Below are 24,267 nucleotides of genomic sequence, written 5' to 3' on the forward strand. Positions count from 1 at the left end.
CCTCGCCGCGTGCCTCGATCACGCGTCCTCACGTTCGGGCTGATGACCGGCCTGCTGGCGTCGGGATACGGCGTGATGTTCACGGTGCTCGACGACTTCCGTGACGAATACGGCATCGAGGCCTACTGGCTCGGCCTGATCGTCGGGCTCGGCTTCCTCTCGGCGTTCCTCGCGCAGATCTTCCTCGCGCCGATCGCCGACCGCGGCCGCGCCCGGCAGCTCGTCGTCGTCGGGCTCCTGCTCAACACGGCCGGGCTGCTGGTCATGGCGGCGGGCGAGACGCTGATCCCTCTGCTCGCCGGCCGGTTCGTGTCGGGGATCGGGATCGGCATGGCGTTCCCCGCGATCCGTCGCATCGTCATCAACGCGGATCCCGCGAACCTCGGCAGCAACGTCGGCCTGCTGCTCGCAGCCGACGTGGCGGGCTTCGCCACCGGCCCGGTCGTGTCCGCGATCCTCGTCCCCGCGTTCGGCATCCCCGCGCCGTTCATCGTGATCGCCGCGCTGAGCGTCGTGTGCCTACCGGTCGTGTTCATCGTCCCGATCGTCGAGGCCGACGTCCCACCGACCTCCCGATTCGCGTTCGACCTGCTGCGGAGCCGCCCGATGGTCGCTGCCCTGATGATGGGGTCGGCGGTGTTCCTGATGATCGGCACGTTCGACGCGCTGTGGGTGATCGTGCTCGACGACCTCGACGCGAGCGAGTTCGTCGCCAACGTCGGCATCTCGATCTTCGCCCTGCCGCTGATCTTCCTCGGGTCGTACGGCGGCCGGCTCGCACAGCGGATCGGCCCGTTCCGCTGGGGGCCGTTCGGCCTGGTGCTCGGCGCCGTCTTCATGTTCCTGTACGGGGTGCTGCCGGCGGCATGGGCGATGCTGACGGTCGGGACGGTGCATGCCGTGTTCGACGGGCTCACCGTGTCGAGCACCGGCGTCGCCGTCGGGATCTCGGCGCCGCCCGACCGCCAGGCGGGCGCGCAGGGGATGCTCGGCGCGGCCGAGACGCTCTCGGGCGGCGTCACCGCCGTGCTCGCCGGGGTGCTCTACTCGGTGGGCGGGCGGACGCTCGCCTACACGGTCTGCGCGGTCATCATGGTCGGCCTGGCCGTCGGCGCGTACGCGATGGCCGGCGAGCAGTACCGGTCACGGACCGGCGGCACCCGGCCGATCGACCCCGATCCCGCCACCGCCGTGACCGGCCACGCGTGATGATCGGGCTTCGCCGACCGGCCAAGCCGGCTCGGCTTCGCCTGCCGAGCTCGCCGCCTCCGCGATGGCGCTTCGCGCCATGCTTCGACACTGCGAGCCGTTCGGGCTCGGCCCACCTCCGCCGTGCGACGCGGCCGACCGGCGAGACGGGCGCCTCACGACGGGGCGGCACGCACGGCCGCGAACTCAGCCCGAACGTTGCGCGGCGAGGAGGCTGCGGCGGACCTTGCCGGCGTCGTCACGGACCGGCTCGTCGACGAACTCGTACGTCGACGGGCACTTGTAGGACACGAGCCGCTCGGCCATGTGGGCTCGCAACCCGGCCTCGTCGACGCCGGCCGGCGCATCGACGATCGCGTGCACGCGCTCGCCCAGGTCCTCGTCGGGGATGCCGATCACGGCGCAACTCCGAACGGCCGGGTGTTCGTCGACGGCGGCTTCGACCTCGGCAGGGTAGATGTTGGCACCGCCGCGGAGGATCATGTCCTTGCGGCGGTCCGCGAGGTACACGTAGCCGTCCTCGTCCATCCAGCCCATGTCGCCCAGGCTCTCCCAGTCGGTCGAGCCCAGCTGCTTGGCTTCGGCGCCGAGGTAGCGATACGTCGAGTGGCGACCCCCGTCGGCGAGCATGTAGATCTCGCCCACTTCGCCCGCCGGGAGGTCGTTGCCGTGGTCGTCGACGACCTTCATCTTGCCGACGATCGGTCGGCCGACCGAGCCGCGGTGCTCGCGCCACTCCCGGCCGGTGATCCACGTGATCGCCTGGACCTCGGTACCGGCGTACAGCTCGCACAGCACGTCGGGGCCGACCCAGTCGATCCACTCCTCCTTGAGCCACGGCGGGCAGTGGGCGGCCATGTGGACCGCCACCTCGAGCGAGGACATGTCGGCTGCCGCTCGCACGTCGTCGGGCAGCTTCCACATGCGGTTCATCATCGTCGGCACCATGTAGAGGTACTTCGGCCGGTGCTCGGTGACCGCGTCGAGCACCGCTTCGGGGACGAAGCGCGGGAAGTTGACGACGTGGTTGCCGCCGACCAGCGCGAGCGACGAGATCGAGAACGGTGCGTTGTGGTAGAGCACGCCGGGGATCACGCACGTCGACCCGGTCGGCAGCGAGAATCCGGGCGCGTCGGTGTCGAACTCGCCCGCCACCGTCGCGAGGATGATCTTCGGTCGGCCGGTGCTGCCGCCCGACGTCGGTGCCTTCCAGTGGGTGGTGGTCGCGTCGGGAAGCTCGCCGTCGTCGTGCGAGGCGTCGGGTTCGAAGCCGACGGGCAGCGTGGTTCGATGCGGGATGTGGCCGTCGTCGACGCCGACGACGAGCTTCGAATCGGCGAGCTCGACGATCTCCTCCAGCTCGCGGTCGGGCAGCTTGGCCGAGACGGGTTGCGGCGTTGCGCCGAGCTTCCACACGGCGAACGCCGACTCGAAGAACGCCGTCGAGTTCGGCAGCGCGATCGTCACCAGGTCGTCGGCCCCGACACCGAGGGCGGCGAAGGCTCGTGCCAGCCGGTTGGTCCGTCGATCGAACTCGCGCCAGCTCAGCGTGACGTCGCCGCACGTCAGCGCGGGCTCGTGCGGACGCTCGGTGGCGTGCGTCGTGATCGCCCGTGAGATCGACATCGTCCCCATGGCCGGGGATCGTACGACGGTCGCGCCGTGGTGATCGGATCAGCGCGGCGGCTGGACGGCACCGAGGTCGTGGTGGGCCGACCAGCGCTCGATCGAGCCGTGCGTCGACCAGAACCCATGGGGGCAGGCGAGGTCGTCGATCAGGTGCTCCATGGCAGGACCGAAGCTGCGTCGGGTCGTGCGCGCGTACTCCATGGCGTCGTCGAACGGCCTGAGCTGGAACCCGTGGGCCGTGAGGTCGTCGTAGAGGTCGCGGAACAGGTCGGTGTTGTCCTGCGCGTCGAACGCCTCGACGTACGGGGTCAGATCGGCGCCCTTGGTCACCTCGCGGAAGATCGCCTCGGCGCGGCGGAGGAACCAGTACGCGTTGCCGTCGGTGGAGCCGACGATGATCTGCGCGTGCAGCGCCGCGTCGCACAGCAGGCCGAGTGCGGTGACCCAGTTCTGGTGGCGGTCGTGCGAGCGGAACAGGGCCAGAAGCGGCACCGTCGAGTGGGTCTCGAGGATGCCCGCCGCCCAGAGCTCCCACCGCTCGAACTGTGCGTCGATCTTCCGCGGATCGGCGTCGGGCGCCCACGCCTTGACGAGGGCCGTCGGCGTGATCCGGTCGGACGTGCCCGCGTCGAGCGTCATCAACATCCGCTCACGATCGGAGTAGGCGCCGTACAGCGACGGCAGGTAGCCGATCACCAGCGCCATCGTGATCACGCCGAAGAAGGCCTCGAGGATCGCCCCGGCGCGGGGGACGATCTCGCCGGGAACGATCTCGCCGAACCCGACCGTGAAGAACACGACGCCGGAGTAGTACCAGGCGTCGGCCAGCCCGCCGATGCTCGGGATGTCGCCGAGCCCCCACCACACGAGTCCGAAGCCGAAGACCTGCAGCAGCGCCCAGGCGAACAGCAGCTCGATGATCAGCAGCGAGCCGAAGATCGAGAGCAACCGCTCGCGTGCGGTCGACTCCTCGTCCATCCGCCGGGCGATGCCGCGGATCACGACGAACGTGCTCCGCCCGATCACGCGGGACGGCCACCATCGCCACGCCGACGTCATCGTCGAGATCAACGTGTTCACGAGGTCGGCGAGTGCGACGAGGATCATCGCGACGCCGAGCACGACGGCCACGAGCTCGATCATCCGCTCATCCTCGCAGTCGACGTGACGCACGGCCGGAGATCGGCGATGGGCGCCGCACTAGCGTCGCCGGGCATGAGCGTTCGATTGGGTCTCCTCGCTGCGTCACGCATCGCCGACCGGGCCGTGGTGGCACCGGCCCGCGACGTCGACGGTGTCCGGTTGATGGCCGTCGCCGCCCGCGATCGGGCCCGCGCCGAAGCGGCGGCGGAGAAGTGGCGGCTCGACCGGGCGTTCGGCTCGTACGAGCAGCTCATCGAGTCCCCCGACGTCGATGCCGTCTACATCGGTACGCCGGCGTCGTTCCACCGGCCGTGGGCGATCGCGGCGATCGAGGCCGGCAAGCACGTGCTGTGCGAGAAGCCGTTCGCCGCCAACGCCGACGATGCGCGCCTGATCGCCGACGCGGCACGGTCGAGCGACGTCGTCGTGATGGAGGCGTTCCACTGGCGCTACCACCCGTACGCCGGGCAGATCCGGTCGGTGCTCGACTCGGGTGCGTTGGGGCGCATCGATCGGATCGAGGCCGTGTTCGACATCCCCGACGGATGGATCCCACGCGACGACATCCGCTGGGACCTGTCGATCGGCGGCGGGGCCACGATGGACCTCGGTTGCTACCCGATCCAGTGGGTGCGCTTCGCGGCGAGCGAGGACCCGTCGGACATGCCGGACGTGGTGTCGGCCGAGGCGGTCTGCCCGGTCGAGGGCGTCGACGGCTCGTTGCGGGCCGAGCTGCGGTGGCCGTCGGGCGTGACGGGTTCGATCCACTCGTCGATGATCGCCGACGGCGACGATGTGGCGGCGTGGCTGCGGGTGACGGGCGAGCGGGGCACGATGCTGGCGACGAACCCGCTGGCGCCGCAGCAAGGCAACGCGACGCTCACCGTCGAGACCGAGTCGGGGTCGACGTCGGAGGAGATCGAGCGATCGGCGACCTACTTCCACCAGCTCATCGCCTTCCGCGATGCGATCGTCGACGGAGCACCGTTCCCGACCACGGCCGACGACGGCGTCCGCAACATGGAGATCATCGACGCCTGCTACCGGGCAGCGGGCCTCGAACCGCGGCCGGCTGTGTGATCGGCGGGTTGCCGGCTACCAGACCCAGCGGGTGGCTCTGGCGGCGAACTCGTCCTCGCGCTCGATGACGGCGAGCGCTCGCTCGGGCGTCACCTCGAACACGAGGTTCCGGCGCAGGAACGGTGCGCCCAGGTCGGGGGCCATCGGGCGGTACTTCGTCAGGTAGCGCTCGATCCAGGTGTCGATGCGGTCGGCGTCACCGTCGGGGTCGAGCCGGCTGGCCACGCCCTCGATCGAGATGCACTCGACCGTGTCGTCGATCGCCACCACCACCTGCGGGTTCGCGGCAAGGTTGCGGGCCTTCCGCGCCGTCGGTGCGCACGAGAAGCAGAACCGATGATCCTCCTCGGACCACACACCCCAGACCGGCAGCGAGTGGGGCCGCCCGTCGGCGCTGGCCGTCGCGAGCCAGTAATTGCGACCGTCGAGTCGCTCGCGTGCCCACGACCAGGGCAGTGCCTCCCAGTCCGGCGTGTCGACGCCGTACGCCGCCATGTCGGGCCGTTGCGCGATGGGTTCCGGCATGTCGCGACGGTACCCGACGTCGATCGTCGGTCGGTTCGTCGATGGATTCGCGCAGGTGTCGGGCGGTCGATGAGCACCCCGTCACTGGAATGCGGGTGGCTCCCACGTCCTGCCGGGCGCCGACGAGGGATCCACCGGCTCCTCGTTGCCTCGTCTCCACGTCCGGGGAAAGATCCACACAGCGAGAGCGGCAGGAATCCCGGCGAACAGCACGGTCGTGAAGAGAAAGGCCACAAAGAGCTCGGTGCGCGACGAAATGCTGTTGTCCGGCGAGTCGAGGTCGTACGTGAACACGCCGATCACCGAGATGAGCAGCAGGAGGGCGGCGATGGCAACGAGGATCCACGCCGTGACCGTCCGAATCCTGGTCGGCCACCGGTCGGGGAGTCGCTGGGCGGGCGCTGACTCCTTCTCGGTGAGTGTTTGGTAGTAGTCGGCTTCTGCGTCCTCCTTTCGGATCCGAGCCTCGGCTTCAGCCTCCTCGCGTTGCTGTGCGCGTACGCGCTCGGCCTCCTGCTCGCGCTCCTGCCGGTCGCGCTTCACTCGGACCGCGTTCGCCCGCGCCTCCTGCTCTCGCGCCTCGAGCTCTGCCCGCTCACGTCCCGCCCGAACCTCTGCCCCGATCTGCTGCAGCGACGGCGCGAGCCGCGCCACATCGCCGGCAAAGGTCTGGTTCCTCACCGAGAACGCGTTCCGGAAGGCGAGGTCGGCGATGTCGTCCGGCAGGCCGTCGGCGTGGGGCGGTTCAGCGTCCTCGACGAGCACGGGGACGACATGGGCGTCCGACCTGAGTGCGGCGGCGACCTCGAGCCGGTGGGTGTCCGAGACGCTGTCCAGTCGTCGACGGCCCTGCGAATCGGTGACCGTGAGCCAGCTCCTCCCGATCACCACGAGCACGACGTCGGACCTGGCGAGCGTCTCGTCGATCACCTGTCGATAGTCGGCGCCCGGTGGGATGTCGTCGATGTCCATGAAGATCTGGTCGTCACCGTCGCTTCCGAACCCGTGGCCGCGGAGATGGTCGACGAGCCGGCCGGACGCGGAACTGGAGTCGTCGCGGCGATAGCTCACGAACAGACTCACCCCCACCCAGCGAAGTCTCGCGCAGTGGCTCTCGGTCGGACGCGGAATTCGTGTCACTCCGCAGCCACGACGGCTCGACGGCTCGCGAGTTCCGTGGCAGTCACGACGACATCCGTGGTCGTTTCGTCTGCCGCGGAATCCGGTTGATGCGTGTGCGGCAGCGAGAGCGACGAGTTCGGTCGTTTCGTCTGCCGCAGAGTCATCGTCGGTGGCGGCTGTGCGGACTCAGCTCAGCTTCGGCACGCCGCTGTCGTGGTGCACGGGGCGGTCGCAGCAGTCGGCGGCGAGCAACTCGGCGATGAGCACTGCGTCGTCGGACGTCGCGAAGTGGCGGCCACCGACCGGGTCGAGGCACGCCATGATCGCCCGTTCGGGCTGCATCTCCCGATCGAACGTCACGGTGTACGTCTCGAGCGTCGTCTCGGCCGGGTCCGACTCGGGCGTCGGGCGCGACGGCAGCGCATCCACCGCGGCCTGGACGTCGCTGGTCAGGAAGCCCTCGCTCGGCGGCTCGGCCGCGAGCACGAGCGAGCTGTGCTTGGTGAACGATCCACCGTTGCCGGTGAGGAACGCCCGCTCGGCCGGGGCCTCGCGCAGCAGCCTCACGGCCCTCGTGAGCGGCAGCAGGCAGTAGCAGTTCAACGGACCGGCGGCGAACGTCAACCCGCCGGTGATCGTGAAGGGGCGATCGAGGGGTACGCCGAGCTCGCGCTGCGCCACCTGCACAGCGACCGGGAAGCACGAGTAGAGGTCGACCAGCGCACACTCGTCGATGCCGACCCCGGCCAGCTCGAGCGTGCGGGTCCCCGAGAACCTCATGGCCGGCGACTCGTCGAACGCCCAGCGGTTCGTCGGGTACCAGTGATCGGCGGCACCGACGCCCGCCCATGGGAAGATCCAGCGGTCGCGCGGCACGCCGGCCGCTTCGGCGGCCCCCGCGGAGCAGATCACGACCGCGCCGCCCTGGTCGACGTCGAGGTTCGACGTCATCAGCTTCGGGTACGGAGAAGCGACCGGCCGGTTCGAGGCCGAGACCGTCGCGATCTCCTCCGCCGTCACCGGCTCACGACTCCATGCGTCCGGGTTGCCGGCGGCGACCTCGCTCGCCGTCGCCCACAGTGTGGCGATGCGGGCGCGGTGCTCGTCGACGTCCTCGCCGAGCCGGTGGCGCAGCGCGGTCTCGGCCATGGCGTAGAACCGGGCGACGGTCTCGATGCCGGCCGCGCGCTCGGCGTCGGTGTTGAGGGGCCGGTCGCCGCCGAACACCTCGTCGGGTCGTGCGCCTTCGGGCTCCGGCACGTACGCCGAGCGCTCGCCGCGCACCCGGTCGGCGCGGCGGGTGCGCATCGTCTCGGCCCCGCAGACGACGGCGACGTCGAGGTCGCCGCGAGCGATGCGCGACGACGTGTCGATCACGAGGTCGTAGACCTGGTTGCCGCCGACGGTCGTGATCGTCGTCCTGGCGTCCAGGGCGCCGAGGCGGTCTGCCACCAGCCGACCCGGGTCCCGGTACGGCCACACACCCCACACCACCCGGACCGACTCGATGCGGTCGCGCACAGCCGCCGAACCGCTGTCGGCCAGCGCTGCCTCGGCACACCGCATCATCAGGTCGATCGGCTCGGATCCACGGTCGCGGTCCTTGATCTGCCCGGCGCCGACGATGACGGGGGTGCGTGGGTCGATGCTGCTCACAGGGTCTCCGGTGGAGGGTCGTTGGCGGTCTCGTCAGTCTGACCGGCAGGTACGGACAGCGGTGCATCGAACGACCCGCGGGCCGCGGGGACCGGGTGGCGTGCGGCAGCCGTACCCTGTGGCGGCGATGACCGAGATCCGGATGTTCTCCGCCAAGTCCTACGACCGGGTGGGCTTCGATGCCGCCAACGCCGACCACGGCCACGACATCGTGTACCTCGAACCGCGCCTCGACTGCCAGACGGTCGGCCTCGCGGCCGGCGCCGAGGTGATCTGCGCGTTCGTCAACGACGACCTGTCCGAGCCGGTCATCGACGCGCTCGCCGCCGGCGGCACGTCGGTGATCGCATTGCGCTGTGCCGGCTTCAACAACGTCGACCTCGACGCCGCGCGCCGCCACGGGATGACGGTGGTCCGGGTGCCGGCGTACTCGCCGAACGCCGTCGCCGAGCACACGCTGGCGATGATCCTGGCGCTCAACCGTCGCATCCACCGGGCGTACAACCGCGTCCGCGACGGCAACTTCTCTCTCGACGGCCTGGTCGGATTCGACCTCGCCGGCAAGACCGTCGGTGTCGTCGGTACCGGCAAGATCGGGGCGATCGTCGCCCGCCTGCTCTGGCACCTGCGGTGCCGGGTGCTGGCCGTCGACATGTTCGAAGACGAGCACCTCCTCGGCCTCGGTGTCGACTACGTCGATCTCGCGACCGCGCTGAGCGACAGCGACATCGTCACCCTCAACTGCCCGCTCACCGACGACACGCACCACATGATCGACGCCGACTCCATCGCCACGATGAGACGTGGTGTGATGCTCGTCAACACCGGCCGCGGCGCACTCGTGGACACGGCAGCCGTGATCGACGGCCTGAAGTCTGGCCACATCGGCTCGCTGGCGCTCGACGTCTACGAGGAGGAGAGCTCGCTGTTCTTCGCGGACCGCAGCGAGGAGATCATCGACGACGACGTGTTCGCCCGGCTCCTGACCTTCCCGAACGTCTTGATCACCGCCCATCAGGCGTTCCTCACCGACGAGGCGCTCTCGGCGATCGCGACCACGACGTTGGCCAACGTCGCTGCGGTGACGTCGGGCGAGCCCTGCGACAACGTCGTGGCCTAGGCGTCGTCGGCGTCGAACGGCCCCGATCCGGCGGAAGCCTGGCGGGTCGAGCGGGGGTCGACCCGCCAGGCCGCTGAGCGTTGCCGCCTCGGGAGCGACACCGCCCTGTTCGCGACGCCGGCGGGCGCGTCGCGACATGACAGACGCTGCGACAACGGAGAAAGTCGCGCCCAACCTCTCGATTCCGGCAAGATCGTCTGCCACCGAGAGTTCCGGGCGTGAGTCGTCGTGTTCGCGCGAACGGTTCTAGGGTCGCCCCGATGTCCTCGCGCAACTCGATCGCCGGCATCCTCGCCAGCGTCGTCATCGGCGCGCTCGTGGCGCTCGCCGGGAGCGACGGCAGCGTCGATGTCGGGTCCGTCCCCGTCTTCGCGCTGTGCGGGCTGCTGTCGTTCGTCGTCAATTGGGTCGTCTTCGTGCCGTCCAACATCGCCAAGACCGAGCACTACTTCGACCTCACCGGCAGCGCGACCTACCTCACGCTCGTCGTCGTCGCTGTCGCCCTCAGCGATGATCTCGACACCCGTGCCGTCGTCGTCGCCCTCATGGTGGCGGTCTGGGCGCTCCGGCTCGGGAGCTTCCTGTTCATGCGGGTCCGGCGCGCCGGCAAGGACGGCCGCTTCGACGCCATCAAGCAGGACCCGCTGCAGTTCCTCATGACGTGGTCGCTCCAGGGTCTGTGGGTGCTACTCACCGTGGCGTGTGCGCTCGCCGTCATCACCGGCGAGGAGCGCGAGTCGTTCGGCGCCTTCGCCGTGGTCGGAGCGATCATCTGGGTCGCCGGCTTCGCGATCGAGGTCGTGGCCGACCGGCAGAAGTCGGCGTTCAAGGCCGACCCCGCCAACGAGGGCCGGTTCATCACCACCGGGCTGTGGGCATGGTCGCGCCACCCGAACTACTTCGGCGAGATCACGTTGTGGACCGGCATCGCCGTGATGGCGCTCCCGGTGCTGTCGGGGTGGCGGTGGGTGGTGCTGATCTCGCCGGTCTTCGTGACGCTGCTGCTGACCCGCGTCAGCGGCATCCCGATGCTCGAACGCCGCGCCGCCAAGCGCTGGGGCGACGACGAGGCGTTCCAGACCTACACCCGCACCACGCCGGTCCTCATCCCCCGACCGCCGAGATAGACACGAGGAGTCACGTGGCCGACATCGTCGACGACAAGCGCAGGTTCACGGTCAGCGAGCTCACGGGCGCCGACCCCTACAAGCTGTCGACCGGCTTGATCGTGCCGCGCCCGATCGGCTGGATCGGCTCGCTCTCCGCCGACGGCGTCCCGAACCTCGCCCCGTACTCGTTCTTCAACTGCGTCAGCGGCGTCCCACCCATGTTCGTCTTCTCGCCGGGCCGTGGTGGCCGGAAGGACACCCTCGCCAACGTCCGGGAGGTCGGCGAGTTCACGATCAACATCGTGACCGACGAGGTGGCGGTTGCGATGAACGACACCGCCGCGACGCACGAGGCCGACGTCGACGAGTTCGTCGAGGCCGGGCTGACGGCGGTGCCGTCGGCCTCGATCCGCCCGCCGATGGTGGGCGAGTGCAAGGCCAACATCGAGTGCGTCGTGAGCGACATCATCGACATCGGCGACGTCGAGCACGGCAACGCACTCGTCATCGGAGAGGCAGTCGAGTTCCACGTCTCCGAGCGGCTGCTCGACGGTACCCGCGTCGACCAGGCGGAGCTGCGCGCCGTCGGGCGGCACGTCGGCAACGCGTACAGCCATGCGACCGACCTGTTCGAGATCGTCCGCCCGCCCTGACCGCCCGGGGGATCAGCCGATCGGCGCGGCCCCGCGGGGTCTCACCGAGCGTCGAGGTACGGCTGCAGCCCGGCGAGGCTCGAGGCGAACAGCCGCTCGAACCGCCACCGCATGACGGGCCTGAGCGGCCGCATCCACGGCTTGAGCTCGACGGCGAAGCGGTAGACGATCTTCGTCCCGTTGCCATCCGGCGTGAGCTCGGCGAGCTCGACGACCGTCTCAGCGATCGGCACGTTGGCGTCGACCAGGGTGAAGCCCCAGCGATGCGGCTCGTCCCAGGCGATGATCCGCTCGTTGACCTTGAACAGGTCGACGTGGATCCAACGCGTCGAGCCCACACCGGTCCGTGCCTCGGACGTGGTGCGACACGCCTTGCAGGACCGGAACCAGTCGGGCCAGCTCTCGTTGTCGGTGAGGACGTCCCACACCGCCTGCGGCGGTTGCCGCAGGCTGAGCTCGGTGGTGATCACGAGCGGTGCGCGGTCGACGAAGTCGACATCGGCCTGGGTCATCGACGGCATGCGACCGATCCGTGCTGCGGGCTCACCGGCTGACGAGGGCCGAGGTGCCGTGTCGCCGGGTTCGCACCGTCACGGGTCACCGCGTCAGGGCGCCGGTCGATCGTCTGCGGGCGAGCAGCGTCAGCACCAGGCCGGTCGCGAGGAGGCCGAGGGCGGCGAACCCGATGTTCGAGGTGTCGTCGCCTGTCTCTGGGAGGACGCCGGCCACGGTGGTCGGTGTGGCGGTCGTCGGTGCCGCCGTTGTCACCGGTGCGGCGGTCGTCGGCGACGCCGTGCTCGTGGTCGGGGCGACCGTCGTCGTGGTCGTGGTGGTCGTGGACGTCGTCGGCGTGCCGGCTGCGAAGTCGTAGGTCACCTGTGAACACGTCAGCGTCTCGGCGGTGTCGAGGAACGGAGCGAACGCTGGAGTCAGATCCTGGGGCTGGTTCCCGACCGGGATCTGCACGGTCGGGACCTGCGCGAAGTCCGTGACGCACGGGAAGGTCGGGACGTAGTAGGTCGTCGCGCCTTCGACGACGCGAACCGTGAACATCGGCTTGACGTCGAGCGGTGCCGCGGCCCCGGTGTCGAGCTCGACTGCGAAGTCGATGTCGCTCGGCCCGGCGGGCAGTGCCGCAGCGGTGGCGTCGGGGAGCTCGAGGATCAGGAACTTCGTGCCGGCCTCGGCGTCGATGGCCACGCCCGGCGTCACCGGGAAGCTGGCCGTCTCGGTCACCACGAGCGGCTCGTCGGCACCTGCGTTGTTGAACACGGCGGACACGACCGTGACGCCGTCGGGAACTTGGAGCACCAGCGGGTCGATGATCGCACCGAGCACGCCGAACTCCGAGAGCAGTTCGAAGCTCGAGACGTAGGTGCGTCCGGCGGGGCTCCCGTCGGGGATGCGGTACGTGCAGCCGTAGAACTGCGGCGTCTGTGTCAGGAAGTTGCAGCGACTGACCTCGACGTTGGCGTTGAAGCGCACCCGGCCGCCGTCGTCGACGTATCCGGCGATCGAGCGCAGGAAGCATCCGCTGAGCAGCAACGCGGCAGCGAGCGCGAGTGCGGCCGAGCGCACGATCACCGGACCTCGCCGCACACCTCGTCCCGCTGTCCGTTGATCGAAGCCCTGCATGGTCCCACCCTCCACGTCGCCCGCGATTCGCGGCTGCACGGTACTGCACCGCCGCCGTGCTGTCACTCGATTAAGACCGGCCCGCCGGTGACAGCGAGCTGGGCCGCCCGTCGACGCGATGACGACGTGGCCAATTCAGGTTGTGTCTGACACAACGTGAAATCACGCGACGGCGCTGCGGCTCGCTAGGCCTTCGTCGCCACGATCAGCACCGAACACGGCGCTTGGTGGGCGATCGAGTTCGGGACGCTGCCGAGCAGCCGCCGGGCGCCGGTCATGCCACGGTTGCCGACGATGATCAGGTCGGCACGAACGTCCTCGGCGACGCTGCACACCGCGTCGGCACCGGTCTTCGAGACCACATGGGTCTCGACGGTCAGGCCGGACGAACGGAGTCGCTCGGTGTCGGGCGCCAGCGCTCCACGGCAGGCCTTCTCGACCTCGCACGGATCGACGTCGACCCCGACGCCGTGCGGTGACGCGATTGCCACCGGCGACCCGCACCCTTGGACGACGTGCAGTTCGGCACCCGTGGTGCGGGCGAGCGTCGCTGCGTGCTCCACGGCCGCCTGTGCGCCGGGGGACCCGTCAGTCCCCACCACGATCCGTTCGTACACCGTCGCCCCCTGACCGGCCGCGATCGCTCGTCGGGGCCTTGCACGAACGTAGGGGAGCGAGTGTTGGTGAGCAAGGGCCGGCGATCGACGGGCCGATAGGTTCCGGGCGTGACGCAGCAGGCGATGACGGCGCTCGTCGTGCTCGTGCCGGCCGCCGACCCGGTCGTCGAGCGTCCTCGCCTCGCGCTCGATGCCGGTCGCTCGCTCGGGGTGCCGGCGCACGTGACGGTGCTGTTCCCGTTCATGCCGCTCGACCAGATCTCGCACTCCGTGGACGCGGACCTCACCGCGCTGTTCGCGGCGGTCCCGGCGTTCGACGCCAGCTTCGACGCCATCGGTTGGTTCGGATCGGCCGTGGTCTACGTGCGGCCCGAGCCGGCGGCGCGGTTCAGCGACCTGACGGCGCGCATCGTCGGCCGATGGCCGGACTGGCCGCCCTACGAGGGCAGGTTCGACCCGCCGGTGCCGCATCTCACGATCGGTGACAACGGCGACGCCGTCGCGTTGGCGGCTGCGGCTCGGGAGGTCGAGGCGGCGCTGCCGATCTCGTGCCGGGTGAGCTCGGTCGCGTTGTTTCGAGGCACCGACGACGCCGACAGCTGGCAGCACGTGCGGGACTTCGCTCTCGGTTCGTCAGGGGTCGCCTGAGCACGGCCAGATCTCGAACTCGCCGTCGTCGCCGAGCGTGCCGCAGAATCTGTGTGGAGGCACCTCATGAACGTTCGCTGGTCGCACTGCGTGCTGCGAGTCCGGGATCTCGACGCGATGGCCGACTTCTACTGCGACGCGCTCGGCTTCCGGGTCGCCGATCGCGGCGAGGTCGGTCGGTCGACCGAGATCGTCTTCCTGAGCGGGAGCTCGACCGACCACCACCAGCTCGCCCTGATGCAGGGACGCACGTCGGTCGAGGCCGGCAGCCTCGACCACAACGCCTTCCGGGTCGACTCGATCGACGACGTCAAGGCGGTGCACGACTGGGTCGCCGCCGACGACCGCGTCGGGCCGGGGTTCCCGGTCACGCACGGCAACGCGGTCTCGGTGTACTTCGCCGACCCGGAGGGCAACGGGATCGAGGTGTTCTGCGACACGCCGTGGCACGTCCGGCAGCCCCAGATCTCGTCGTGGGACCCGACGCTGAGCGCCGACGAGGTCCTGTCCGCCGTGCGGGCGGAGTTCGAGGCCGTCGACGGATTCATGCCGATGGAGCAGTACCGCGAGCAGCAGGCCGAGGCGTTCGGCGAGAGCGGGTGACGGAACCGGCGGTACGGTCCACCGGATGACGACCAACACGCAGGTCCTGCTCGCCGAGACGCCCCGCGGCAAGCTCGACGAGAGCCATTTCGAGATCCGCGCCGGCGACGTCCCGCCGGTCGCCGACGGGCAGGTGCTGGTGCGGAACGTGCTGTTGTCGATCGACGCCGCCAACCGCGCGTGGATGCAGGGCGCCACCTACAAGTCGGCGGTCGAAGCTGGGCAGGTCATGCACGGCTACGCGATCGGCGAGGTCGTCGACACGAACAGCCCGGCGCACTCGGTCGGCGACGTCGTCGCCGGCGAGCTCGGCTGGCAGGAGTACGCCGCCATGGACGCCGCACAGGTGCGGCCGGTCGGCGATCACCGGCCGCTGACGCATCACCATTCGGTGCTCGGCATCGCCGGCATCACGGCGTACCACGGTCTCCTGACGCTGTTCGGCATCGACGAGGGCGAGACGCTGCTCGTGTCGGCCGCCGCCGGCTCCGTGGGCTCGCTCGTCGGCCAGATCGGCAAGATCAAGGGCGCCCACGTGGTCGGCATCGCCGGCGGGCCCGAGAAGTGTGCGTGGGTGGTCGACGAGCTCGGCTTCGACGCCTGCATCGACTACAAGAACGAGCGACTCTCGGCAGCGTTGCGCGAGCGGTGCCCCGACGGCGTCGACGTGTACTTCGACAACGTCGGCGGCCCGATCCTCGAGGCCGCGCTCTTCGCGATGAACCTGCACGGCCGGATCTCGTGCTGTGGTGCGGTCTCGCAGTACGACAGCCCGTCGCCGACCGGCCCGCGCGGTGTGCCGGGCCTGATCGTCACGAAGCGGCTCACCCTGCGCGGCTTCATCGCGATGGACTTCCCCGAGCACGACGCCGCGGCGATCGCCGACCTCGGCGCCTGGGCGGCCTCCGGGCAGCTGCAGGTCGTCGAAGACGTCGTCGGCGGCCTCGAGCACGCACCGCAGGCGTTGATCGGCCTGCTCGCCGGTGAGAACCGCGGCAAGCGCATGGTCCGCGTCGGCCCCGACCCGGCGTGACGCGCGCAGCGACCCGCGAATCCGGCGGAATCGGGTTGCCGCCCACTTGTACCATCGCGAGATGGACGACCTCCTCGAGCGCGAGGCCGAGCTGGGCGTCCTACGCGACGCAGCCGATCGAGCCGCCGGCGGGTGCGGCACCGTCGTGCTGCTGTCCGGCGAGGCCGGCATCGGCAAGACGCGGCTGATCGGGGACTACGTCGGGGGGCTCGTGCTCCGCTCGGCGGTCGGCACGTGCGACGACCTCATCTCGCCGCTGACCCTCGGGCCGTTCCGCGACATCGCGCGGAGCGCGAGCTCGGATCTCGAGGGCCTGGACGCGCGGAGCGATCGCGAGACGATCATCGAGTCGCTGCTCCGAGCGATGTCCGACCCGGCCGACCCGCTGGTGCTCGTCGTCGACGATGCCCAATGGGCCGACGATGCCTCGCTCGACATCGTGCGCACGATCGCCACGCGCATCTCGCGGCTGGCGGGTGTGCTGATCGTCAGCTATCGCGCCGCGCCCGCCGACGAGAACCCGTCGCTCACGCGGCTGCTCGGCGGGCTCACGGGCCCGGACTGCGTGCGCCTGCCGCTCCGACCGCTCTCGCACGAGGTCGTCCGCCGGCTCGCCGTCGATGCCGGCATCGACCCGAACGAACTCGTCGCCGCCGCAGGGGGCAACCCCTTCTACCTGTCCGAGGTGCTCGCCTCGGCGAACGACTTCGCGCCGTCCTCGCAGGAGGCCGTGCCGCACAGCGTCCGCGACGCGGTCCTCGGGCGGCACCGTCGTCTCGGGGACCGAGCGCAGCGCTGTCTCGAGCTGTTGGCCGTGATGCCCGTCGACGTCGGCACGTCGTCCCTCTCGATGGCCGGCGTCGCCCCCGACGATCTCGACGAGGCCGAGCGATCAGGGATGATCGCCGTGGTCGGCGGGCGGGTGTCGTTCCGGCACGAGCTCGCCCGGCGAGCGATCGTCGAGACGCTGTCGGGCTCGCAGCAGCAGCACCTGCACCAGCGCGTCCTCGCGCTCCTCGATGCCACCGGCGCCGACTCCGCCCGACTGGTCCACCACGCCGTGAACGCCGGCGCGACCGAGGTGGTCGTGCGCCAGGCGCCGCTGGCCGCGGTCGAGGCGGCCAAGGCCGGTTCCCATCGCGAGGCGATCCGCATGGCCGAGCTGGCGCTGGAGCGCAGCGCCGACCTCGTCGCGTCGACTGCGCGCACACTGCACGAGCTGGCTGCGCACTCCTGCTACGTCAGCAACCGTTTCGCCGACGGTGTGCAACATGCCGATGCCGCGGTCGAACGCGCCGAGGACGACCGGCAGCGGGCCCGCGCGCTGACCCTCGCGGCTCGCATGCGCCTGATGACCGCGCGGCCCGAGCGGGCGATCGCGGAGGCGAGACGAGCGGTCGAGCTGCTCGAGCCGTTCGGGGCGACCGACGACCTCGCGCTCGCACACAGCGTCGTGGGTCGCCACGACGCCACCCGCGGGCACTTCGAGTCCGGCCGGGCTGCCTGCGAGCGCGCGCTGTCGATCGCGCTCGAGCGTCGGCGCGACGACATCAGGGCGCTCGCGCTCAACTACCTGGGGATCTGCCGGATCGGGGCGGGCGACGATGCCGGCCTCGACGATCTCGAAGGCGGACTGCAGCTCGCCCGTGCGATCGACCACGGCGAGTACCAGTTCCGCATCGCGAACAACCTCGGCGTCAGCCTGATGGGGCTCGGGCGGCTGCGGGAGGCCGCTCCACACATCGAGTTCGCCGAGCGCATCTCACGCGAGCACGGCATCGATCACGGCGCGTTCCACGCCGGCACGCACGCGAACACGCTCCGCTTCTACTTCGGCGACTGGCACCGCGCCGAGCTCGGGTTCCGCGAGCTGCTCGCCAAGAACGACGAGGGCGTGACGCTCGCCGCGTTGCTCGCCTACCTCGGCCGGATCCTCGTCCGCCGTGGGGACGAGGATGGTCGCGAACTGATCGATCGCGCGTGGGCGATCGCCGAGCGCACCGACGAGATCAACCGGATCGCCGCGGCAGGCGCCGCCCAGCTCGACGTGGCATGGCTCGACGGCGACGACGCACGCGTGCGCACGCTCGCTCGGGACCTCGCCGAACGCGCAGACCGCAGCGGCAACCGCTACCTGCTCGGCGAGGCAGCTCGCGCCATGGCCCGTGTCGAGGGGCCGTCGGTACCGGCCCGCAGCATCCCCGAGCCCTTCGCCGTGGGCATCGGTGGCGATCATCTCGCGGCAGCCCGCCTGTGGCACGACCGCGGTCAGCCGTATGAGCGAGCGCTCGAGCTGGTCGAGACCGACGACGAGCGGCTGCACTCGGAGGCCCTGCTCGTGCTCGAGGAGCTGGGTGCGTCCGCCACGGCCAGGCGGTGCCGCCACATGCTGCGCGAGCGGGGCGTGTCCGGGGTCCCGCGCGGGCCCCGACCGACGACTCGCTCCAACCCGCTCGGCCTGACGCGGCGTCAGGAGGAGGTCGTCGGACTCCTGGCCGGCAACCTGACGAACGCCGAGATCGCGGAGCGATTGGTCATCTCGGTCCGCACCGTCGACAACCACGTTGCGGCGATCCTCACCAAGCTCGGTGTCGAGTCCCGCCGCGACGCGGTCGCGGTGCATCGCAGGGCGATTCAGAAGGTGTAGTCGCGGCAGGAGTAGGGCGACGAGGGCTCGTTCGACAGCGTGTCGAGCCCGCGGTCCATGATGAACAGCGGCTCGAGGTCGTCGCCCTCGATCGAGTTCGTGATGCCTGCCTTGCCCTTCACGTGGTCGATCGCCTTCTCGAACTCGGTGTAGAACGCGTCCATGGTGCGTCTGACGGCGCGGTAGTCGATCTCGCCCTCGTCGTCGAGCCACGTGCCCGCCGACGTCTCGACGTCGGCGCGGAGGTCGCTGCTGAACTCGGGCAGTGCGATGCCGGCGAACACCAGGTCGCCGAACTGTCGCTCGGCCTCCGACTTCGACACCAGCGAGCCGCGGTTCGTGACGACCGTGGCGTAGAGCTCGCCCCAGCCGGGCTCACGGACCAGCGCATCGACGTTGAACGCCCGCTCGAAGTTCGCGTAGTCCGACACGGTGAAGTAGCGGACGTCGGCCAACGGGTCGGCGAGCAGCTCGAGGATGCACCCGTAGGTGGTCGAGTTGCCGAGGTACTTGTTGCCGTCGTTCGAGAAGTACTCCGAGGTGCGCAGCGCGACGCCGATGTCGTGCAGCTGGCCCATCACCTGCTCGCGTGCGTCGGCTTCGAGCGACCTCCGCGCACTCGGCCCGAGGCTGTAGGCGTGCAGCCCGGCGAGCGTCAGCCAGCCGAGGCTCGCCGACTCGAAGTCCGTGTCGGTGCGATCGATCTTCCACGACCCGACGTCGCGGAAGCCCGAGTCGTCCTTCAGCCCGGAGCGGATGTAGACGTAGATGCCGTCGACGTGCTGGTGGAAGCGGCCGAGCGCCTCGACATCGCCGCGGCCCTCGAGCTCGGCGCGGTAGCGGTGGTAGTGGTCGACGATCGGATCGTCCGGGTTGCACTCGAGGTTGGCCGCCTCCTCTCGCGACAGTCCGATCAGCTCGAACAGCGTGTCGCCGTCGGCGCCCGGGTACTCGGTCGCGTAGGCCTGCTTGCGGTTGGCGATGCACTGTCGGACCATGACCCCCTGAGCGGCGGACCGCATCAGGTCCGCCACCCGGTCGTCCGATTCCCGCAACCGCTCCTCGACGCCGCTCATGCCGCCTCGGTCTCGGTCTCGGTTTCGGCGTCCACGGCACCCACGCCGAACACCTGGGCGAAGATCGCCGCCTTCGTCTCGTCGGCGGCCTCGACGATGTCCAGGGCCGTCGCGACCCTCCGGTTCTCGAGCACCCGTGCCGCGTTGTCGTGACGTTGCGTCGCGACCCGCTCCTGCTGGAGCTCGATCGCATACTCGTCGAGCGCCTCGCCGCCCCCGAGCATCGCGTCGACGATCACGCCGTCGGTGCGCAAGCTGACCACGTTGCCGGCCATCACGATGCCCGGCACCTCGAACTCGCGGCCCGACGGCAGCGTGTAGACCGACTGCTTCGACGGGTCGATGCTGTGGACCGCCGTGATCGAACCGTCGAGCTCGGGATACTTCGTCGTCTTGACGAAGTCCTGGTGCAGTTCGCCCGCGTCGTCGACGATGTTGCCGAGCGCGAACAGGATCGTCGCGCGGATCTCGTCCTTGTACGAGTCCTTGGCGACGCAGTAGTCGAGCAGCTTGTCGAGGTCGGGGAGCGCGACCTCCATGCGAGTCTCCTCGTAGCCGTTGTAGAACGCGACGCGGACGTCGATCAGGTGGAGGATGCTGACGTACTCCTGGATCAGCTGCCGGAAGCCGAGGTTGAGCGTGCGGCTGATGTTCACGTTCTCGATCTCGCGCTCGATCGAGGTCTCCTCGCCCTCTTCCGCGCTCACCTCGGAGGTGGTGTTCACCTCGACGTCACGCTGACCGGAGGCGGTGGCGGCGTGCTTCTCGGACGCCGACGACACGTTCGACGCGAATGTCTCCCGCGCCGAGTTGGTGCTCCCCGACGCGCCGCCGCTCACCGACGCCGATGCGACGCCCCAGTTGCCCGACGCCTCGGCCTCGACGTTCCAGGCGGAGGTCTTCTCCTTGGCCTGGGTGTCGGAGTTCTCGCTCTGGACCGACGTCTCGAACGTGTCCTCGGTCGTCGTCGTATAGGAGTCGAACAGGCTGTGGGTCTGGCTGACCTTCGACTCGATGTTCTTGTACGACTTGATCGAGATCTTCTGGCGCTCGCCGGGGTGCAGCGTCGACGTGTTGATCGTCCGGCCGGCGCCGTAGTCGGCGGTGTAGTTCGACATGCGGTAGGTCTCGACCAGGTAGATCGAGGGCGTGTGGTCGGCATCGATCGGCGTGTACACCACGGTGGCGCCGCCGCTCGCCGTGCTCACGACCACGGGCCGCTTGCCGTCGGCGAGGTTGGCCGAGACGACATCAGCGTCGAGCCCGAGCACCGTCGCGAGATCGACCTGCTCGGTCGCCGTCGAGCGGGTGGTGGGCTTCGATCCGCCTGTCGTCGACCGGTCCGCGGCGAGGCGCGACCTCGGGCCGGGATCCCCGGGTTCCTCCGGCCCCGAGCCGATGGGGTCGAGCGGGCCGGTGTCGAGATCGGCGGCCTTGATGTCCTTGAGGTAGCGGTCCTTCTCGGTGTCGATCGGCATCTTCCCGATGTCGACGAGAGCGTCGTTGATCGTGCCCTGGATGATGTCCTCGACCCAGCCGGGATCCGGCTCGGTGTCGTCGGCCGGAACGTCGTCGTCGGTGACGATCGGGTCCTCGCCGGCGAGCTCGAGGAAGTACTCGGTGGGGAAGTCGAGCTCGATGAGGTTCCGCCCGAAGTAGAACGTCGGCTCGGGAACGTCGTAGCGCAGCACCGGCGCCTGGCCGGCCTGGTCGAGCTTGATGAGCGGTTCCGTCACGATGGTTCTCCCGTCTTGTGTGTGATCGTGCGAACGTACGGGTTCGCACAGGCCGCCGTCATCGGTGATCGATGCTCATTTCGGCGCAACGCGTCACTCAGATTGGGGTCGCGCCGAGGTGTGAGCCGCGGGCGACGGTCCCGTGCCCGGTCGATCGGTGCCAGACGACGCCGCGAGGGCCGGCGTCGCGAGCCGAGCCCGGCTCGGCGGGACGAACCCGCGGCCTGGAAGACTGGAGGCATGCCCTCGAACTTCGTGCTCAAGACGGCCAACCAGATCCACAAGACGCTGATGACGGTGTCGGGCGGCCGCCTCGGGTGGAGCGTCGCGAACATGCCGGTGGTCGAGCTGACCACGACCGGCCGCAAGAGCGGTCAGCGCCGTTCGACGCTGCTCACGACGCCGTGGTCCGACGGCGACACGATGGCGATCGTGGCCTCGGCGGGGGGCAACGATCAGCATCCGGCGTGGTACCTCAACCTGCGCGACGACCCCTCGGTCACGGTGCGTACCGAGTCCGGCACCCGCGAGATGACCGCCCGGGTGACCGAGGGCGACGAGCGCGCCGACCTGTGGGAGCAGATCACCTCGACGTACCGCAACTACGCCGACTACCAATCGAAGACCGACCGCGAGATCCCCGTCGTCCTCCTCGAACCGGTCGAGTGACCGACGAACGACACCAGAAGACGAACGACACCAGAGGAGGAATCCGATGGCCCACCTGCATCCGCGAGGTGTGAACCACCTGGCGCTGTCGACCACCGACATGAAGCGTCAGCTCGCGTTCTGGTGCGACGCGCTCGGCTTGCCGCTCAAGGCGCTCTACTGGATGCACGGCGTCGAGGGTGCCTACCACGGGTTCGTCGAGCTGGCGCCCGACAGCTACGTCGCGTTCGTCCAGCATCCGAACAACGACAAGGACGTCGAGTTCGGCGTCAGCCATGCCGACGGCCCCGGCGGCGAGGTGCGCGGCGGCACGATGCAGCACGTGGCCTTCCACGTCGACGCGTTCGACGAATTGCTCGAGATGCGCGACCGCCTTCGTTCGAAGGGGGTCCAGGTGCTCGGCCCGATCGACCACGGGTTCGTCCAGTCGATCTACTTCGACGGGCCAGAGGGTCTGAACCTCGAGATCACCTGCGGCGCAGGCATCGACGAGCGCGCCTGGATCGACCCCGAGGTGACCGGTCTGTGCGGCATCACCGATGAGGAGCTCGAGGTGCTGAAGCACCCCGGCCCGTTCGAGCGTCCGGCCGCCCGGGTGCCGCAGCCGACCGAACCCCACCCCGAGAGCGTCCGGGCCCAGCGCGACCCGCGACGTCACGCCGCCGTGATGGGCATGCCCGACGACGTCGTGTGGGAGCGGTTCAGCGAGACGACGCCGCCGGTCGAGCCCGACGGCTGAGTCACTGGTAGCTGACGTACCTCGGCTGCGGATCGTTCGCCATCGTCTGGCTCGGCGTGGGCGTCGGCCGGTCCTCGTCGTAGAAGTTCTTCCAGCCGGTGAACGCGCCCGCAGGGAGGTCGTCGACCATCCGCCCCCAGGAGCCGCGCTTGAGCGTGAGGCTCCCGAAGCCGTCCATCTGGAGCAGCACCTGCACGTTCTCGGTGCCCCGGATCAGCTGTTTGCTGGTGATCATCGAGTCAGCGAACTGGTGAACGATGCACAACTTGGGCGGGAGGCGGTGGCGGCGGATCAGGTCGTCGAGGTAGTCGATCGTCTCGTTGACCTCGGCGCCGTCGACCGATCCGATCCGCCCGCCGCCCGGCCGTTGGTTCGGGCCGACGCGCCACTCGGGGTCGAGCGCAATGCTGGCGTGGCGGACCAGCCACAGCGCCTCGTACTGGCGCGCCTGGTCGGGGAAGCGGGAGCGGCCGGGCTGGAGGTCGAACACGACGTGCATGTCGTTCTCCGCCGCGGCCTCCAGCCACGGCGCGAATCTCGTCGGGGTGAACTCGTTCGAGTAGTCGCCGTCGGGACCGGCCGACGAGGAGGCGACCGAGGCGAGGATCTCGAACGTCGGGACGACCCGCCGTCCGAACCCCTCGTAGCCGGCGGCGACGTCGGCCGCGCGCCGCACGGCGCCGTCGACGCCCTGCTCGCCGAGCGACCCGAGGATGCTGTTGCCGGGGAAGCCGTACAGGGCCACGTAGAGCGCTTCGCGGTCGTATGCGCCCGGCGGGGTGGGCGGGGCGAGCCGCTCGGCCTGCTGGTCGACGCGCGCCGGTTCGTCGAACTCGCCGGGCCCGATCGACGGCTGCGCAGGGGCCTCGGGTCTCGCGTCGGCGGGTGTCTCCGCCACGGCGGCCGCGGTCGCCGTCGTCGGCCTCGGTGGGGGCGAGGACCGACCCGACGACGACCGCGTCGACGACGGTCCGGGCAGGCTCGTGCCCGACGTCGACGAGGCGGTTGTCGAGCACCCGTGGGCTGCGAGACCCGCCGCAGCGCCGAGCGCGATCCCGAGGAATCGGCGCCGGCCGACCGCCGCTTGCTCGGTCGGTTCGGGGTGCGAGTGATCGCGGGATCCCGGCATGGCATCCCACCTTCGCGCACGCGGCGCGTCGCCCGGGTTCACCCCGGTGGTGGTCCGGCGGACCGGGGGTAGACCGTGGGTGGACCGTGGGTGGACCGGGTGCCGGTCAGTCGCCGCCGGCTGCGAGCCGACGCTGCTTGTCGGCGAGCAGCTCGCCGCCGGCCATGAAGTCGGTCGCAGGGAACTCGGTGATCCAGACGCGGACCGACTCGCGGGGCGCGCCGAGGTGGTCGACCATCGCATCGGTCATCGCCGCCATGAGCGCCCGCTTCTGCTCGGATGTGCGGCCGTCGGCCATCTGGACGTGGACGAGCGGCATCAGCTCGCCGCCACCAGCGTCGACGCGATCTGGATGATCTGGTCCTCCTGGCCTCCGACGAGACCGCGGCGACCACACTCCATCAGGATCTCGGCACCCGAGACGTCGTAGCGCTCGGCCGCCCGGTACGCGTGCTTCAGGAAGCTGGAGTACACGCCGGCGTAGCCCAT

Annotated in this window: 23 protein-coding genes and 1 pseudogene; 11 read left to right on the forward strand and 13 right to left on the reverse strand. The window is 70.0% G+C overall.

The genetic code is table 11. The features are described from left to right. The first annotated feature begins 9 nt into the window (after positions 1–9). Positions 10–1,209, forward strand: coding sequence for an MFS transporter (locus QNJ12_RS09105; RefSeq protein WP_300621917.1), 1,200 nt, complete (start codon positions 10–12; stop codon positions 1,207–1,209). A 186-nt stretch (positions 1,210–1,395) separates the two neighbouring features. Here QNJ12_RS09105 and QNJ12_RS09110 read toward each other — a convergent pair whose 3' ends face one another. Together QNJ12_RS09110 and QNJ12_RS09115 are read right to left on the reverse strand one after the other, a co-directional pair. Further along, entirely contained in the window at positions 1,396–2,844 is a 1,449-nt protein-coding gene (locus QNJ12_RS09110; protein WP_300621918.1) for an AMP-binding protein, read from the reverse strand. Between the two features lie 39 nt (positions 2,845–2,883). Next, on the reverse strand, positions 2,884–3,981 hold the full coding sequence (locus tag QNJ12_RS09115; protein ID WP_300621919.1) for a potassium channel family protein: 1,098 nt from the start codon (positions 3,979–3,981) through the stop codon (positions 2,884–2,886). Between the two features lie 72 nt (positions 3,982–4,053). Here QNJ12_RS09115 and QNJ12_RS09120 point away from each other — a divergent pair, with 72 nt between their 5' ends. Beyond that, complete coding sequence (locus tag QNJ12_RS09120) at positions 4,054–5,061, forward strand: Gfo/Idh/MocA family oxidoreductase (protein WP_300621920.1); 1,008 nt, start codon at positions 4,054–4,056, stop codon at positions 5,059–5,061. A gap of 15 nt (positions 5,062–5,076) precedes the next feature. Here QNJ12_RS09120 and QNJ12_RS09125 read toward each other — a convergent pair whose 3' ends face one another. From QNJ12_RS09125 to QNJ12_RS09135, 3 genes are all read right to left on the reverse strand, one after another. Then, positions 5,077–5,586 carry a pyridoxamine 5'-phosphate oxidase family protein gene (locus QNJ12_RS09125; RefSeq protein WP_300621921.1) on the reverse strand — a complete coding sequence of 170 codons (510 nt, stop codon included), beginning with the start codon at positions 5,584–5,586 and terminating at the stop codon, positions 5,077–5,079. Positions 5,587–5,667: 81 nt separating this feature from the next. After that, complete coding sequence (locus QNJ12_RS09130; RefSeq protein ID WP_300621922.1) at positions 5,668–6,675, reverse strand: toll/interleukin-1 receptor domain-containing protein; 1,008 nt, start codon at positions 6,673–6,675, stop codon at positions 5,668–5,670. Between the two features lie 219 nt (positions 6,676–6,894). After that, positions 6,895–8,364 carry a hypothetical protein gene (locus QNJ12_RS09135; RefSeq protein ID WP_300621924.1) on the reverse strand — a complete coding sequence of 490 codons (1,470 nt, stop codon included), beginning with the start codon at positions 8,362–8,364 and terminating at the stop codon, positions 6,895–6,897. A 142-nt stretch (positions 8,365–8,506) separates the two neighbouring features. Between QNJ12_RS09135 and QNJ12_RS09140 the strand changes: the two genes are divergently transcribed. The 3 genes from QNJ12_RS09140 to QNJ12_RS09150 all read left to right on the forward strand — a co-directional run bounded on the left by QNJ12_RS09140 (position 8,507) and on the right by QNJ12_RS09150 (position 11,246). Next, entirely contained in the window at positions 8,507–9,484 is a 978-nt protein-coding gene (locus QNJ12_RS09140) for a 2-hydroxyacid dehydrogenase (RefSeq protein WP_367281770.1), read from the forward strand. A 260-nt stretch (positions 9,485–9,744) separates the two neighbouring features. Next, on the forward strand, positions 9,745–10,611 hold the full coding sequence (locus tag QNJ12_RS09145; protein WP_300621926.1) for a DUF1295 domain-containing protein: 867 nt from the start codon (positions 9,745–9,747) through the stop codon (positions 10,609–10,611). A 14-nt stretch (positions 10,612–10,625) separates the two neighbouring features. Continuing rightward, complete coding sequence (locus QNJ12_RS09150; protein WP_300621927.1) at positions 10,626–11,246, forward strand: flavin reductase family protein; 621 nt, start codon at positions 10,626–10,628, stop codon at positions 11,244–11,246. Positions 11,247–11,287: 41 nt separating this feature from the next. Here QNJ12_RS09150 and QNJ12_RS09155 read toward each other — a convergent pair whose 3' ends face one another. The 3 genes from QNJ12_RS09155 to QNJ12_RS09165 all read right to left on the reverse strand — a co-directional run bounded on the left by QNJ12_RS09155 (position 11,288) and on the right by QNJ12_RS09165 (position 13,483). Continuing rightward, entirely contained in the window at positions 11,288–11,758 is a 471-nt protein-coding gene (locus tag QNJ12_RS09155) for an SRPBCC family protein (RefSeq protein WP_300621928.1), read from the reverse strand. Positions 11,759–11,843: 85 nt separating this feature from the next. Then, positions 11,844–12,830 carry an LPXTG cell wall anchor domain-containing protein gene (locus QNJ12_RS09160; protein WP_300621929.1) on the reverse strand — a complete coding sequence of 329 codons (987 nt, stop codon included), beginning with the start codon at positions 12,828–12,830 and terminating at the stop codon, positions 11,844–11,846. 236 nt (positions 12,831–13,066) lie between these two features. Beyond that, positions 13,067–13,483 carry a universal stress protein gene (locus tag QNJ12_RS09165; RefSeq protein WP_300621930.1) on the reverse strand — a complete coding sequence of 139 codons (417 nt, stop codon included), beginning with the start codon at positions 13,481–13,483 and terminating at the stop codon, positions 13,067–13,069. 123 nt (positions 13,484–13,606) lie between these two features. Between QNJ12_RS09165 and QNJ12_RS09170 the strand changes: the two genes are divergently transcribed. The 4 genes from QNJ12_RS09170 (at position 13,607) to QNJ12_RS09185 (ending at position 18,429) form a co-directional block, all read left to right on the forward strand. Continuing rightward, the gene (locus tag QNJ12_RS09170) at positions 13,607–14,146 is read left to right on the forward strand and encodes a 2'-5' RNA ligase family protein (protein ID WP_300621932.1); all 540 of its coding nucleotides are present in this window, start codon (positions 13,607–13,609) and stop codon (positions 14,144–14,146) included. Between the two features lie 66 nt (positions 14,147–14,212). Continuing rightward, entirely contained in the window at positions 14,213–14,749 is a 537-nt protein-coding gene (locus QNJ12_RS09175) for a VOC family protein (RefSeq protein ID WP_300621934.1), read from the forward strand. A gap of 25 nt (positions 14,750–14,774) precedes the next feature. Then, a complete protein-coding gene (locus QNJ12_RS09180) occupies positions 14,775–15,782 on the forward strand; it encodes an NADP-dependent oxidoreductase (RefSeq protein ID WP_300621935.1) in 1,008 nt (335 codons plus the stop codon). Positions 15,783–15,843: 61 nt separating this feature from the next. Beyond that, the gene (locus QNJ12_RS09185) at positions 15,844–18,429 is read left to right on the forward strand and encodes an AAA family ATPase (RefSeq protein ID WP_300621937.1); all 2,586 of its coding nucleotides are present in this window, start codon (positions 15,844–15,846) and stop codon (positions 18,427–18,429) included. Here QNJ12_RS09185 and QNJ12_RS09190 read toward each other — a convergent pair. Together QNJ12_RS09190 and QNJ12_RS09195 are read right to left on the reverse strand one after the other, a co-directional pair. Further along, complete coding sequence (locus tag QNJ12_RS09190; RefSeq protein WP_300621938.1) at positions 18,417–19,505, reverse strand: hypothetical protein; 1,089 nt, start codon at positions 19,503–19,505, stop codon at positions 18,417–18,419. The genes QNJ12_RS09185 and QNJ12_RS09190 overlap by 13 nt on opposite strands. Next, entirely contained in the window at positions 19,502–21,241 is a 1,740-nt protein-coding gene (locus QNJ12_RS09195) for a hypothetical protein (RefSeq protein WP_300621941.1), read from the reverse strand. The genes QNJ12_RS09190 and QNJ12_RS09195 overlap by 4 nt, the downstream gene beginning before the upstream one ends. Positions 21,242–21,481: 240 nt before the next feature. On the opposite strand from QNJ12_RS09195, the gene QNJ12_RS09200 reads away from it, so the two are divergent. Both QNJ12_RS09200 and QNJ12_RS09205 read left to right on the forward strand, forming a co-directional pair. Further along, positions 21,482–21,910 carry a nitroreductase family deazaflavin-dependent oxidoreductase gene (locus QNJ12_RS09200; RefSeq protein WP_300621953.1) on the forward strand — a complete coding sequence of 143 codons (429 nt, stop codon included), beginning with the start codon at positions 21,482–21,484 and terminating at the stop codon, positions 21,908–21,910. Positions 21,911–21,956: 46 nt separating this feature from the next. Next, complete coding sequence (locus tag QNJ12_RS09205; protein ID WP_300621956.1) at positions 21,957–22,649, forward strand: VOC family protein; 693 nt, start codon at positions 21,957–21,959, stop codon at positions 22,647–22,649. A 1-nt stretch (position 22,650) separates the two neighbouring features. Here QNJ12_RS09205 and QNJ12_RS09210 read toward each other — a convergent pair whose 3' ends face one another. From QNJ12_RS09210 to QNJ12_RS23715, 3 genes and pseudogenes are all read right to left on the reverse strand, one after another. Beyond that, positions 22,651–23,778: a hypothetical protein gene (locus QNJ12_RS09210; protein WP_300621959.1), complete on the reverse strand. Its 1,128-nt coding sequence runs from the start codon at positions 23,776–23,778 to the stop codon at positions 22,651–22,653. Between the two features lie 106 nt (positions 23,779–23,884). Beyond that, positions 23,885–24,097 carry a 2-hydroxymuconate tautomerase gene (locus QNJ12_RS09215; protein ID WP_300621962.1) on the reverse strand — a complete coding sequence of 71 codons (213 nt, stop codon included), beginning with the start codon at positions 24,095–24,097 and terminating at the stop codon, positions 23,885–23,887. After that, positions 24,097–24,267, reverse strand: a pseudogene (locus tag QNJ12_RS23715) (4-hydroxy-2-oxovalerate aldolase); the annotation flags it as partial. The gene QNJ12_RS09215 and the pseudogene QNJ12_RS23715, both read right to left, overlap by 1 nt.

It is taken from the genome of Ilumatobacter sp., from assembly GCF_030065885.1.
GTDB lineage: Bacteria > Actinomycetota > Acidimicrobiia > Acidimicrobiales > Ilumatobacteraceae > Ilumatobacter.